Origin of the sequence: Klebsiella sp. BIGb0407 (assembly GCF_024807845.1) — a bacterium.
In the GTDB taxonomy this organism is placed as follows: domain Bacteria; phylum Pseudomonadota; class Gammaproteobacteria; order Enterobacterales; family Enterobacteriaceae; genus JGM124.
Window position 1 is genome coordinate 342,559 of sequence record NZ_JANUEQ010000005.1, and the last position, 12,214, is coordinate 354,772.

The 12,214-nt window shown below is 48.5% G+C and carries 14 protein-coding genes; 9 read left to right on the forward strand and 5 right to left on the reverse strand.

What is annotated here, in order from left to right:
• Window positions 1-4: 4 nt before the first annotated feature.
• Window positions 5-1,000, forward strand: coding sequence for a gluconate operon transcriptional repressor GntR (gene gntR, locus M2387_RS16815; protein WP_259051036.1), 996 nt, complete (start codon window positions 5-7; stop codon window positions 998-1,000).
• 129 nt (window positions 1,001-1,129) lie between these two features.
• Window positions 1,130-1,660 carry a gluconokinase gene (gene gntK, locus M2387_RS16820; protein ID WP_259051037.1) on the forward strand — a complete coding sequence of 177 codons (531 nt, stop codon included), beginning with the start codon at window positions 1,130-1,132 and terminating at the stop codon, window positions 1,658-1,660.
• Window positions 1,661-1,697: 37 nt separating this feature from the next.
• Here the strand turns inward: gntK and M2387_RS16825 are convergent, their stop codons facing one another.
• Window positions 1,698-2,579 (reverse strand): hypothetical protein, encoded by an 882-nt coding sequence (locus M2387_RS16825; protein ID WP_259051039.1) that lies wholly within the window; start codon window positions 2,577-2,579, stop codon window positions 1,698-1,700.
• 177 nt (window positions 2,580-2,756) lie between these two features.
• Between M2387_RS16825 and celB the strand changes: the two genes are divergently transcribed.
• Genes celB through M2387_RS16850 form a run of 5 tightly spaced genes read left to right on the forward strand, consistent with a single transcriptional unit; the run spans window position 2,757 to window position 7,132 of the window.
• A complete protein-coding gene (gene celB, locus M2387_RS16830; RefSeq protein ID WP_259051041.1) occupies window positions 2,757-4,037 on the forward strand; it encodes a PTS cellobiose transporter subunit IIC in 1,281 nt (426 codons plus the stop codon).
• Between the two features lie 35 nt (window positions 4,038-4,072).
• Entirely contained in the window at window positions 4,073-5,038 is a 966-nt protein-coding gene (locus M2387_RS16835; protein ID WP_259051042.1) for a N(4)-(beta-N-acetylglucosaminyl)-L-asparaginase, read from the forward strand.
• Window positions 5,031-6,503 (forward strand): M17 family metallopeptidase, encoded by a 1,473-nt coding sequence (locus M2387_RS16840; RefSeq protein WP_259051043.1) that lies wholly within the window; start codon window positions 5,031-5,033, stop codon window positions 6,501-6,503. The genes M2387_RS16835 and M2387_RS16840 overlap by 8 nt, the downstream gene beginning before the upstream one ends.
• Before the next feature lies 1 nt (window position 6,504).
• Window positions 6,505-6,816, forward strand: a complete 312-nt coding sequence (locus tag M2387_RS16845) for a PTS sugar transporter subunit IIB (protein ID WP_259051044.1) — start codon at window positions 6,505-6,507, stop codon at window positions 6,814-6,816.
• Between the two features lies 1 nt (window position 6,817).
• Window positions 6,818-7,132 carry a PTS lactose/cellobiose transporter subunit IIA gene (locus tag M2387_RS16850; protein WP_259051045.1) on the forward strand — a complete coding sequence of 105 codons (315 nt, stop codon included), beginning with the start codon at window positions 6,818-6,820 and terminating at the stop codon, window positions 7,130-7,132.
• Window positions 7,133-7,234: 102 nt separating this feature from the next.
• On the opposite strand, the gene M2387_RS16855 is transcribed toward M2387_RS16850, so the two are convergent.
• Window positions 7,235-8,248, reverse strand: coding sequence for a nitrilase family protein (locus M2387_RS16855; RefSeq protein ID WP_259051046.1), 1,014 nt, complete (start codon window positions 8,246-8,248; stop codon window positions 7,235-7,237).
• 96 nt (window positions 8,249-8,344) lie between these two features.
• Here M2387_RS16855 and M2387_RS16860 point away from each other — a divergent pair, with 96 nt between their 5' ends.
• Window positions 8,345-9,208: a LysR family transcriptional regulator gene (locus tag M2387_RS16860; RefSeq protein WP_259051047.1), complete on the forward strand. Its 864-nt coding sequence runs from the start codon at window positions 8,345-8,347 to the stop codon at window positions 9,206-9,208.
• Window positions 9,209-9,210: 2 nt separating this feature from the next.
• Here the strand turns inward: M2387_RS16860 and M2387_RS16865 are convergent, their stop codons facing one another.
• The 3 genes from M2387_RS16865 to M2387_RS16875 all read right to left on the reverse strand — a co-directional run bounded on the left by M2387_RS16865 (window position 9,211) and on the right by M2387_RS16875 (window position 10,459).
• The gene (locus tag M2387_RS16865) at window positions 9,211-9,513 is read right to left on the reverse strand and encodes a BrnA antitoxin family protein (protein ID WP_259051048.1); all 303 of its coding nucleotides are present in this window, start codon (window positions 9,511-9,513) and stop codon (window positions 9,211-9,213) included.
• Window positions 9,494-9,787: a BrnT family toxin gene (locus tag M2387_RS16870; RefSeq protein ID WP_259051049.1), complete on the reverse strand. Its 294-nt coding sequence runs from the start codon at window positions 9,785-9,787 to the stop codon at window positions 9,494-9,496. Before M2387_RS16870 ends, M2387_RS16865 begins: the two co-directional genes overlap by 20 nt.
• Before the next feature lie 78 nt (window positions 9,788-9,865).
• The gene (locus M2387_RS16875) at window positions 9,866-10,459 is read right to left on the reverse strand and encodes a YhgN family NAAT transporter (RefSeq protein ID WP_259051051.1); all 594 of its coding nucleotides are present in this window, start codon (window positions 10,457-10,459) and stop codon (window positions 9,866-9,868) included.
• Between the two features lie 163 nt (window positions 10,460-10,622).
• On the opposite strand from M2387_RS16875, the gene asd reads away from it, so the two are divergent.
• Window positions 10,623-11,729, forward strand: a complete 1,107-nt coding sequence (asd, locus tag M2387_RS16880) for an aspartate-semialdehyde dehydrogenase (protein WP_259051052.1) — start codon at window positions 10,623-10,625, stop codon at window positions 11,727-11,729.
• The last annotated feature ends 485 nt before the right edge of the window (window positions 11,730-12,214 follow it).

A 12,214-nucleotide genomic window follows, 5' to 3' on the forward strand; every position in this document is an offset into this window, starting at 1 on the left:
ATGCATGAAAAAGAAAAGACCCGTACTTCAAGATGTTGCCGATCGTGTTGGCGTCACAAAAATGACCGTCAGCCGATTTTTGCGTACCCCTGACATGGTTTCTGCCGCTGTAGGGGTTAAAATTGCCGCTGCATTAGACGAACTCGGTTATATTCCGAATCGCGCTCCGGATATGCTTTCTAATTCAACCAGCCGGGCTATCGGTGTCTTGCTTCCCTCTCTGACCAACCAAGTCTTTGCTGAAGTGCTGCGTGGTATCGAACAGATAGTCGATGCCAATGGCTATCAGACCATGCTGGCGCACTTTGGTTATAAACCTGACCGGGAAGAAGAGCGGCTGGAATCGATGCTCTCCTGGAACATTGACGGGTTGATTCTGACCGAACGTACGCATACCCCCAAAACGCTAAAAATGATTGAAGTCGCGGGTATTCCAGTGGTGGAACTGATGGATAGCGTTTCCCCTTGCCTGGATATCGCCGTCGGGTTTGATAACTTTGAAGCGGCCCGCCAGATGACTGCCGCTTTGATTGCCCGAGGCTATCGTCATGTAGCTTATCTGGGCGCACGCCTTGATGAGCGAACCATTATCAAACAAAAAGGTTATGAGCAGGCAATGCATGATGCAGGCCTTAAGCCACGTAGTGTGATGATACTGAATGCTTCGTCATATTCAACCGGCGTTCAGTTATTGCGCCAGGCTCGTCTTGAATACCCTGAACTCGACAGCATTTTCTGTACCAACGATGACTTAGCTATTGGTGCGGCATTTGAATGTCAGCGTCAGGGGCTACGCATTCCGCAGGATATTGCTATCGCCGGTTTCCATGGTCATGACATTGGTCAAGTGATGGAACCGCGTCTGGCCAGTGTACTTACCCCCAGGGAAGAGATGGGGCGGCTGGGGGCTGAACGACTGCTGGCCCGTATCCGCGGCGAAGAGGTTTCACCCAAAATACTTGATTTAGGATTCACCTTATCAACGGGTGGTTCAATCTAAGTATTTTATTGACCAAACTCACATTTATGCTTGCTCCAGCAAGGATGTTATTGCTTTTGGCCCTCTATATCTGATAAATGTTACCGATAACATTCATCTGCGAAAATTTATTGCCGGCCGGAGCAATGCATGAACATAACAAACCATGATAACCATATCTATGTCCTGATGGGCGTCTCAGGCAGCGGTAAGTCTGTGGTTGCCAGTGAAGTGGCTCACCAGCTTCACGCCGTATTTCTTGACGGTGATTTTCTTCATCCGCGACGCAATATTATGAAAATGGCTTCGGGCGAAGCGTTGAATGATGAAGACCGTATCCCTTGGTTACAGGCGCTGAATGATGCCGCATTTGCTATGCAACGTACCAATAAAGTGTCACTGATAGTCTGTTCCTCACTGAAGAAAATCTATCGGAACCAGCTACGAGATGGTAATCCAAACCTCTCTTTTATTTATTTAAAAGGGGACTTCGAGGTTATCGAATCACGTCTTAAAGCGCGCAAGGGCCATTTCTTCAAGACGGATATGCTCAAGACTCAGTTTGCGGCACTTGAAGAGCCACAGGCCGATGAAGCTGATGTGCAGGTAGTCGATATCAGTCAGCCGCTGGACGGTGTGATTGCCAGTGTGATAAGCCGGATAGAAGAAAATAATCGCTAATTTTTATCGGCACCGATAGCGACGCGAAATTCGCTCGCTATCGCTCCTCGCCATGCATCGCCCAGAATCTCTCTGGCGTCATATCGCCTAATTTCTTCTGCGACCACTGGCAATTATATTGCTCGCTAATCTGTTGCAGATAATCATCCAGGCTCATCGATGTTAGCGCAGGAATAAGGGCGCTGAGTGAGCTCTCTACTCTCATGGCGATATCCGCTGTCTCTTCACCGCGTAATACTAGAGGTAAATTCTGGTCTGCACACCATTTCTGTAATGGATGGTCGGGTGATAATTCGTTCCCGAATAGCTTTTTATTTTCAGTCTCAATGCATTGTATAGCAGCCGGTGCTACTGCCATAAGGGATTCTAACCAATGGACGACCAGCACAGGTGAAGCGCCAGCGAATGCCCGGGAGGCTATCCAGCCACTGACTTCCTCTTGTGCCCAGAGAATATGATGTTCACCCCCGTCTTCTGTGAGCAGGTTAATTCGTTGATAAAAAATCCGTAACTTTCCCGGTTTGATACCTGCTTTCAGCGCTTTCTTGCCACGCAATTCCCTTGCCTCTAACACATTCATATGTGCCAGTTCAGCACTGCGAAGATAGCGATCTAATCCTGCCCGGGAAATGCTTTGCTGCATGCCTGAGTTCACTATGACTAACAGCTCATCAAGCGGCACCATGAGTTTTTGTCTCACAGCATTGATAATCACACTTTGTTCCGGTCTCAGTGATTTATGTACGATTTTTGGGGCTGTGTACTGATCGGCTACGTCCTCTCTCTGACGCCAGCGGCGCACCGTGGCAACAGAGATACCCAGCTCTTTTGCCAGTGCGCGGTCACTCTTCTCAGAGTTCTGAATATAGCGGCGAATACGCGGTGTTGTGGTGGCATTTGCGTGTAGTTTTATTTCCATACATCTCCCCTTTTAAGCGCTGTATCAATGATATCTAATTTGTTGAGACTTGCTTGCTGATTCCGCCATATTGTGAGCTACCGCAACTTTATAATTACGCCATTCACAGATAATCGCCGCATTAAGAGCCTGTTCGTCCCATAACTTCATCATAAAAATCAATTTTCGGAGTTCATTATGAGCAACGTTTTAGGATTTCTTGAGGCAAAACTGATGCCGCTGGCAGCGAAAGCCGCACAACAGCGCCATCTGTGCGCAATACGGGGTGCCTATGTTTCGTTTATGCCATTTATTATCGTGGGTTCGATACTACTGATTATTTCTTCGTTCCCAAGCCAGAGCTATCAGCAGTTTATGAGTGGGATGTTTGGTGCGACCTGGAGCAATATCGTTGAGATCCCGTTCAACGCGGTCTTCTCCACCATGTCGCTGTTTATTAGTTTCCTGGTGGCCTATCGGCTGGCCGAGCATTATGACGAAGACCGGGTCTCCTGTGGCATTCTGGCGCTGGTCTCTTTTCTGATCCTGACGCCTTTTATTAAAGTTGAGGCGCTTGGCAATATTACCGTGGTACCGACCGAATGGATCGGTAGCAAAGGTCTGTTTGTTGCGATGATTGGTTCACTGCTCTGGACCGAATTATTCTGCTTTTTGAAGCGTAAAAAGTTAGTGATTAAAATGCCGGAAGGGGTCCCTCCGGCGGTACAAGAGTCTTTTGCTGCTTTAATTCCTGCGTTAATCGTTATTGTGCTGGTTCTCGCCATTCGTATTGCTTTCGAGCACACCAGCTATGAAACTATCCATCAGTTTATCTATCAGGCGGTGGCGACACCGATGCGTCACTTTGGCACCTCTTACGGTGGTGCGCTGCTGACGGTATTCTCGATTACCATTTTGTGGTCGGTAGGCATTAACTCCGGTTCAATGGTTAACGGAATTATTCGTCCGCTGTGGATGGAAAATCAGACCGACAATATTGCTGCAATTCAGGCCGGTGTTACGCCGCCACATATTATTACTGAACAGTTTTTCGATATGGTCTGGATGGGTGGAGCGGGTGCCACACTGTCTCTGGTTATCGCCATACTCTTCTTTGCGCGTAGCAAAAGCATCCGTGAAGTCGGGCGTTTAGGTGCGGGCGCATCGGTATTTAATATCAATGAACCTATCCTGTTTGGCTTACCTGTCATCATGAACCCTATCATGCTGATCCCTTTCAATCTGGTGCCTTTAGTACTGGTCACCACGCAATATATCGCCATGAAAATCGGCATGGTCGCCGTTACTACCGGGGTCTTTATTCCCTGGACCTTACCTCCTGTCATCAGTGGTTTTATCGTCACCGGCGATATCAGCGGCAGCCTGATGCAAATTGTTAACCTGTTGATTGGTGCGATGTTGTATCTGCCCTTCTTACGTATTCTGGATAAACAATATTGTGCGGCTGAAAAAGCCTGATTAGTGCCTGTTAAACAAAGAATTAGGAGCAAAACATGTGGGGAATGATCGCAACATGGCGCATGGCGCTCGAAGGCATCACACAGGCGAGTGAAACACTAAAGAAGGGAGGGAAGTCCGCTAAGGCTGTGGTTAATGCGGTGGCTGAAGTAGAGGATTTTCCTTTCTATAAATCTGTGGGTTATGGCGGTTTACCCAGTGAGAATGGTGAAGTTGAGCTTGATGCTGCCTTTATGGATGGCGATACCCTGGCCTTTGGCGCAGTGGGCAACCTTGTCGATATCGCTAACCCGATACAAGTCGCTCATGCCCTGAGTCGTGAACGTTTTAACAGTTTTCTGGTAGGTACCGGTGCGCGTGAATGGGCGTTAAGTCAAGGTTTTACTGAGAAAGCCATGCTTACCGAACGTGCGATGCAGCACTATCGTAAGCGTTGTCATGAAACCATTGACCGCGGTCTGAGCCCCTACGATGGCCATGATACTGTTGGTGTCATTGGCCTTGATAATCATGGCTCAATGAGTGTCGGTACCTCGACGAGCGGGCTGTTTATGAAACGTCGTGGGCGTCTGGGAGACTCACCGGTGATTGGTTCCGGGTTCTATTGTGACAGTGAGATTGGCGCTGCCACCGCGACCGGCGTCGGTGAGGATCTGATGAAAGGCTGTACCAGCTATGAAATTGTGCGACGTATGGAAGGCGGAATGACGCCACAAGATGCCGCTGACTCGGTGGTCTGTGAATTAGAAGACAAGCTGATGGCACGATTTGGCCGCGTCGGGGATTTATCCGTGGTTTGCATGAATCGCCAGGGTGAATTTGGTGCTGCCACTAATATTCAGACATTCTCCTTCGTTGTTGCAACACATGACTTACCTGCCACGGTTTATTTAGCTGAACGCCGCGCCGATCGCACTCACTACATTCCTGCAGATGAGCAATGGATGGCGGATTATGCCGCGCGTATCCGGGCCCCTATCGGAGAACCTCAATATGATTAACTCTCAGGTTACCAGTAATCCGTTAACGGATGGCATTGATAGCTATCTGATATCTTTTGCGAACAGTCAATTGCTTGTAGAGGCGGCAGTCAATCCCGAACTGCTTAGTGGGTTACGGAAAGACGCAGCAACTTCTGTGGCTGACTGTGCCTACGGTTGCGATCCTTTTGCTCGTATCACCCTGCTGCCTGACAACCACTGGCTGGATAGCGTTACCTGTCAGCTGCAAGCGGCGCTGCGGCCTCTGTTACGAAAAACACATTGCCCGGCGCTGATTGTCGATTGCAGTCTGTGGGATACTGATAATATCGCCCACCGTGCCCAACTTTCTGCTCTGCTGATCTTTTTGCTGAATCTGGACTACCAGTTGAGTGATTTAGGCTTAAAAACGACAGCATCACAGGCTGTGCGGATTAATCAGCTGACTTTATGGTGCCAGCCACAGCAGCAGGCCGGGCTTGAAAAATTGCTACGCCAGGCAGAAGCCACTGCACGAGGCATGATTGCCGCACGTCGTATTGCCGATTTTCCCAGTTCAAGCTGCACGCCTGAATTTGTGGTGAGTGAAATAGAAAAGCAGATTACTGCTTATCCTGCTCTGAAATGTGAAGTTCTCGATGAAAACCAGATAAAACAGCAGGGCTTAGGGCTGCTTGATGCGGTGGGTAAAGGAGCCAGTAACCCGCCCAGGCTGCTTATCCTGCGTTATGAAGGACAGAGTCAGGGGCCTTTCAAGGCTTATGTTGGTAAAGGCATTACCTTCGATACCGGTGGCATGTGGCTGAAAGAAGGGGCCGGCATGTACACCATGAAATATGACATGTGCGGGGCTGCTAACGTCTTTGGTCTGCTTATTGCCGCTGCCGAGCTGAAATTGCCGGTACGTCTGGTGGGTGTGCTGGCTCTGGCCGAAAATATGATTGGCCCGGATGTGATGCGTCCCGGTGATGTTGCTATGAGTCACTCAGGCCTGAGTGTTGAGATCAATAATACCGATGCCGAAGGCCGTCTGGTATTAGCGGATGCGATTTCCTGGGCCAGTCAACTGACGCTGGATAATCAGAAACCCCAGTACATTATCGATATGGCAACGCTCACCGGGGCGGTAGTCAAAGCCTTAGGTTATGACTTGACCGGTTTATGGAGTCAGGACGCTAAATTGAGCCAGCAACTGACTCAAGCCGGGCTGGAAAGTCGGGATGAAGTCTGGTCGTTACCGCTCGATGCGCGCTTTGCGCCTCAGGTTGAAAGTGCGATTGCAGACCTGTGTAATACCCCAACAAACAATGCCGCCATCAGTACTTCCGCCGCTTATTTTCTGCGCTGTTTCTGCCCGGACGATATTCCCTGGGCACACCTTGATATCAGTGGTACAGCATTGTGGCGTGAGCAAGGGCGCAGCGTTTCTTCCGGACGACCGATCCCCCTTTTAATGCAGCACTTGCTGAACGATTTGGAGAAATAACATGAAAAAAATTCTGTTGGTATGTGACTTAGGCATGTCGACCAGTCTGATGGTCAAGAAAATGCAGGAAGCCGCGAAAAACCAGGGTATTGAGGTTGAGATCTGCGCCAAATCGGTACGTGATTATAAAACCTGTGTCGCTGAATTTGACGTTGCGCTACTGGGCCCTCAGATCCGCTATAAATTACCTGAATGCGAAAAAATTGCCAAAGAGCATGGCAAACCTATCGCCTGCATCGACATGATGGCCTACGGCACCATGAAAGGCGACAAAGTCTTAGAGCAAGCGCTGGCACTGATTGAAGGAGCTTAAGATGACCCTTGAAAACGAAGTCATGGAACTGATCGCAAACTCTGGTTATGCCCGTAGCCTGGTATTTCAGGCCATTCGCTGTGCCCGTGAAGAGGGGGATTTTGAACAGTCAGAAACCTATATGCAACAAGCCCAGGACGCCTTATCTTCCGCGCACCATGTACAAACTAAGCTAATTGAAATGGACGAAGGTGAAGGAAAAATCCCTGTGCATCTGGTGATGGTTCATGCCCAGGATCACCTGATGAACGCCATTATGCTGATGGAGCTGGGACGCGAGATTATCGCTTTACATCAAAAGGTTGCACATCTTTAACAACAAGTGAAAGTGCTATTGTAATGGTATGCAGGAATGCCGGACGGGCATAAAATCCTGTCAGCCCACATAGTGGAACCTATGTGGGCTGTTTTGAGTGTGTTATTCGAACGTATCTTTATTTTTTGTTTCAGTATTACGGCTAAAGGAAGGGATAGCATCGGAAAACCTGGCTGTCCGTGCGTCACGTTCATATCCCTGAGGTTCACTCAGCATGCCGTATAGCTCTGGTCGACGCCCGTGTATCCAGCGCCGCCCTGTGGACAGGGCCAGTAAGTCGAGATCCAAGTTGGCGCAGACCATCGTATCCTCATAGGAGCCGGTTTCGCTGACTATCCTGCCGTAAGGGTCAATAATCATGGCGTTACCGGTACGTACTTCTCCGTTATCCAGCCCCACACCATTACTGAACAGAATGAAAAAGCCATTATCATGCGCGCGCGAGGGCAGCCATCGCATTAGCCAGCCTCGGCCACTGTCACCCTGGAAAGCCTCTTCAAGTGCCTGTGGATTATTATGTCTGTTTTCCCAGAGAGTGACCGGAACGGGTTTCATGCCATAAGGGCTACGTGAGTGGGTTCCGCCAGTTTGATGTGGTGCAATAAGAATATCTGCGCCGAGAAGTGCTGTGATACGCGCATTTTCGACCAGATTATTATCCCAGCAAATAAGCACACCCACGCGAACGCCCCAGGGAGTATCAAAGACCGTGTAATTGTTTCCCTGGGCAATCTCTGGATGTTCAAAAGCATGCAGTTTTCGGTGTACATGGCGCTCACCACCCGGCATACAGACGGCATAAGCGTTATAGAGTTTCCCATCGACTCCCTGTTCTATAAATCCTGCGCCGATAGCCATCTGATATTTTTCCGCCAGAACGGCTATACGGGATAACGATGGGCTATCCTCTGCTCGTTCTGCCAGTGTATCCAGCTCCTGACGATTGAGGCCAGGAACGTGCCAGTATCCGGTAATACACATTTCAGGAAATGCCAGAATCTTTACTTCCTGCCGGGAGGCCTGGGAAATCAGTTTTTCCATAACGGACAAATTGTACTGCTTATCACTGGCACGATGACAAAATTGTACGGTGGCAACACGAATGCTTTTTTCCATTATATTTCTCCTCATAGAAAGCTTCGAAGAGCATTTCATCAGAGAACAGACAAAGGTGTATAATCACGATTTCTCCCCATTCGATAACGAACTGGAATGGATATAAAGTTATTACGAGCATTCGTGACTCTCGCACGACTGGGGTGGTATCACCCGGCGGCGGAAATACTTTGTGTCACGCAACCCGCACTCACGAAACAGATCCAGACCCTGGAGAATCTCACCGGGGCGACGCTCTTTCAGCGTGGTCGTCATGGTGCGAAACTGACAGTGGCAGGAGAACTACTTCTTCCGGGAGCATCTGAGGTACTGGCGCGTTATGACCTTTTCTGGTCTGAGGTGACAGGTATCAGGAAAGGAAATGCAGGTAAACTGGTGCTGGGCTTTGGTATTTCGTCATTCCGTCTGGCTCCCGAACGGGTCGCTGCTTTTCGCAGCCAGCACCCTGACGTGCAGGTATCGCTGAACGATATGCCCTCCGCAGTACAGTTTCAGCAGTTAGCCGAAGGTCAGCTTCAGGTCGGATTTGTCAGACTACCCGCTCCAGAGCAGCTGGAAAGCAGGATACTGGCAGAAGAAAGGCTGGTTCTTGCCGTGGCCGCGGACAGCTATAGTGATTCATCGGATATGCGAAAGCTGATTGAAAAGAATCAGCTGCTACAGATTTCCCCCAAACGCGGTGAAGGGCTTTCAGCCCAGGCATCCTGTTTTCTCGCCGAAAATAATCTCACCCCACAGAGGGTTTCAGCCGCGGATGATATTCAGACCTTACTGGCTTTGGTGGCCGGTGGTGGTGGTGTAGCATTACTGCCAGAGAGCGTTATTCATATTCTACCCGCCGGGATAATGCTGGTGCCACTTGAAGGTAAACATACGGCCTGGCAAACAGGTATTGCCTGGAATGCCGGGATAAAAGACCCTGTGAGGGATAACTTTTTAACTGTTATGGCAGTCCAGTAGCGTTATTTTATCTGCTGACTACGTATCATCGCTTCTCGCAAGATGGCGTTAAGCCTGGTCTGATAACCTTTTCCGGGTTCTTTCAACCATGCCAGAATATCGGCATCAATTCTGACTGAAGCATGCTTCTTAACCGGACGATAAAACTGCCCGCGTACAGCGTTTTCCCACACAGCCTGAGCGGGCTCGCTAATATCACTGTAATCAATTTTGCTTTCAGGTTGTGCCGCGAGTGTTTTCAGCTCGGCTTCCTGCTGTTCAGTCAGGGGGGGAAGTTCGCTACGTTTATATCTCACTGTGCTCATAAATTTTCCTCTCTTTCCGATTAGCCTTGCGGGCGCTGATTATGCGGATAATTTCAGTACCGCTTTCGAAGCGCATGGTATGAGCGACAAGAATGACCACACATCCTTTGATAGCTCCGATGGTTTGCCAGCGATACTCAGCATTTTCAATACGTTCCTGTATAGAAAGATGAAAAGGATCCTCAAAAATCAGGACAGCTGTTTCAAAACGAATTCCGTGCTTGCGTAAATTTGATTCAGCTTTGGCTAAATCCCACTCAAAGTCCATTTCCATGAGTCTGCCATTGAATGTTTAATTTGTATATACAAAATAGTGCATACACTGGCAGTGTTTCTATCAGAATTCGGTTTTTTATCCCTGCATCCACGCCCGGATCCCATCCAGGAACATCTGTGTCGCAATCATTACCAGCACCAGGCCCATTAACCGCTCCAGGGCATTAACACCTTTTTCACCCAGCAGACGCAGAAATAGCGATGACTGGAGCAAAATAATCACTGTTCCGCCCCAGGCCAGCATCAGGGCTATCACCAGATGTCCCATCTGATTGGGGTACTGATGTGACAGCAACATCAGGGTTGCCAGTAAAGAAGGGCCGGCAACCAGTGGAATCGCCAGCGGGACGATAAAAGGTTCTTCGCCAGCCGGAAGCCCACTGGCATTGCCTTCATTACCCGGGAAAATCATCTTAATGGCGATGAGAAACAGAATAATGCCCCCGGAAATAGAGACCGTTTCTGCGCGCAGGTTTAAGAAAGAGAGAATTTTTTCCCCGGCAAATAAAAAAATCAGCATCACTGTCAGCGCGATGAGCAGTTCGCGGATCATGATAGCCCGGCGTCGTTTCGGCTCGGTGTGCTTGAGCACTGACATAAAGATAGGCAGGTTACCCAGCGGGTCCATAATCAAAAAGAGCAGGACGGTAGCCGTTATTATTTCATTCATTTCTTTTCTCAAAGGTCCTTGTTAATTCACCATAATAAGCTTTGTTTCTGATATAACAGAAATCATTGATTAATTTCACTTGCGACTTTTGCAGCATTTTGTAATGTGGGTATATAAATATCACTCACTTTTATACGCAATCATCTCAGCAGGGTTAATTTTTATGAAAAATGTAGGTTTTGTTGGCTGGCGTGGAATGGTCGGTTCTGTACTCATGCAACGCATGGTAGAAGAACGTGACTTTGACGCTATCCGTCCAGTTTTCTTCTCCACTTCCCAGGCCGGTGAGCCCGCTCCAGCTTTTGCTGGCGTTAATGGCGGTACGTTACAGAATGCCAGTGACCTGGAAGCGTTGAAGGCCCTGGATATTATCGTCTCCTGCCAGGGGGGTGATTATACCAATGAAATCTATCCAAAGCTGCGTGAGAGTGGCTGGCAGGGTTACTGGATTGACGCCGCGTCTTCACTGCGTATGAAAGATGATGCGATTATTATCCTCGACCCGGTGAACCAGCATGTTATCGACGACGGTCTGAACAAAGGGATCAAGACTTTTGTCGGTGGTAACTGTACCGTTAGCCTGATGCTGATGTCATTGGGTGGTCTGTTTGCTAATAACCTCGTTGACTGGGTTTCTGTGGCAACTTATCAGGCAGCTTCTGGTGGCGGTGCACGTCATATGCGTGAATTGCTGAACCAGATGGGGCACCTGCATCAGGAAGTTGCCAGTGAACTGGCTTCACCGGCCTCCGCTATTCTGGATATCGAACGTAAAGTCACGGCGCTGGGTCGTAGCGACCGACTGCCAGTTGATAACTTTGGTGTCCCGCTGGCAGGTAGCCTGATCCCATGGATCGACAAACAGCTGGATAACGGCCAGAGCCGTGAAGAGTGGAAAGGACAGGCAGAGACCAATAAAATCCTCGCCACCTCTACTGCTATTCCTGTTGATGGTTTATGTGTCCGTATTGGCGCGCTGCGCTGCCATAGCCAGGCTTTCACCATCAAACTGAAAAAAGATGTCTCTATTCCGACTGTTGAGGAATTACTGGCAGCACACAATCCGTGGGCTAAAGTTGTTCCTAACGATCGTGATATTACGGTGCGTGAACTGACTCCTGCGGCAGTTACCGGGACTCTGTCGACGCCAGTTGGACGTCTGCGTAAGCTGAATATGGGGCCTGAATATATCTCAGCCTTTACCGTAGGCGATCAGTTGTTATGGGGTGCGGCAGAGCCGTTACGCCGTATGCTGCGTTCCCTGGCGTAATACCCCGTCTTTATCCCCACATCTTTCATGTTGTGGGGATATTATCTTCGGGTACTCAGGTCGCATAAAATTATCTTTCCATATAACTACACTTTCTGAACAGACAAATAGTCAAATATTTACGTTACATGACAAATAATGCATGAACAGCGATTTTTAAGTGTTTACCTGTATTTTGTATTAATCAACCAATTGATTTTAAATAACTATAATTTTCATTTTTCTGTTTTAACAGATAAGAAACTTAATTTATTTATAGCGAAATAAAGGTTCCTCCGAGTCTATTTATTTTTTTTTGTCATACAAAAACAATATTCATTGATCAAATTCACCCTCTAAGTGAAATCCATTAGCTATCCTTAAATAATAGTGTAAGCAAATTCTGAGAACGGATGCCGATTTTTCGCCACCGTCAATATCAGTGTCATGTCGATATGCACAATGAACATGGCTGTTTACACGATGCAAATTAACAGGGAGATGTG

What these genes read in the sequence shown, in the direction of transcription:
- M2387_RS16845 (WP_259051044.1), top strand. Translation starts at nt 6,505, where the DNA reads ATGAAAAAAATTCTGTTGGTATGTGACTTAGGCATGTCGACCAGTCTG.
- asd (WP_259051052.1), top strand. Translation starts at nt 10,623, where the DNA reads ATGAAAAATGTAGGTTTTGTTGGCTGGCGTGGAATGGTCGGTTCTGTA.
- M2387_RS16875 (WP_259051051.1), bottom strand. Translation starts at nt 10,459, where the DNA reads ATGAATGAAATAATAACGGCTACCGTCCTGCTCTTTTTGATTATGGAC.
- celB (WP_259051041.1), top strand. Translation starts at nt 2,757, where the DNA reads ATGAGCAACGTTTTAGGATTTCTTGAGGCAAAACTGATGCCGCTGGCA.
- M2387_RS16855 (WP_259051046.1), bottom strand. Translation starts at nt 8,248, where the DNA reads ATGGAAAAAAGCATTCGTGTTGCCACCGTACAATTTTGTCATCGTGCC.
- M2387_RS16860 (WP_259051047.1), top strand. Translation starts at nt 8,345, where the DNA reads ATGGATATAAAGTTATTACGAGCATTCGTGACTCTCGCACGACTGGGG.
- M2387_RS16850 (WP_259051045.1), top strand. Translation starts at nt 6,818, where the DNA reads ATGACCCTTGAAAACGAAGTCATGGAACTGATCGCAAACTCTGGTTAT.
- M2387_RS16870 (WP_259051049.1), bottom strand. Translation starts at nt 9,787, where the DNA reads ATGGAAATGGACTTTGAGTGGGATTTAGCCAAAGCTGAATCAAATTTA.
- M2387_RS16825 (WP_259051039.1), bottom strand. Translation starts at nt 2,579, where the DNA reads ATGGAAATAAAACTACACGCAAATGCCACCACAACACCGCGTATTCGC.
- M2387_RS16840 (WP_259051043.1), top strand. Translation starts at nt 5,031, where the DNA reads ATGATTAACTCTCAGGTTACCAGTAATCCGTTAACGGATGGCATTGAT.
- gntR (WP_259051036.1), top strand. Translation starts at nt 5, where the DNA reads ATGAAAAAGAAAAGACCCGTACTTCAAGATGTTGCCGATCGTGTTGGC.
- gntK (WP_259051037.1), top strand. Translation starts at nt 1,130, where the DNA reads ATGAACATAACAAACCATGATAACCATATCTATGTCCTGATGGGCGTC.
- M2387_RS16835 (WP_259051042.1), top strand. Translation starts at nt 4,073, where the DNA reads ATGTGGGGAATGATCGCAACATGGCGCATGGCGCTCGAAGGCATCACA.
- M2387_RS16865 (WP_259051048.1), bottom strand. Translation starts at nt 9,513, where the DNA reads ATGAGCACAGTGAGATATAAACGTAGCGAACTTCCCCCCCTGACTGAA.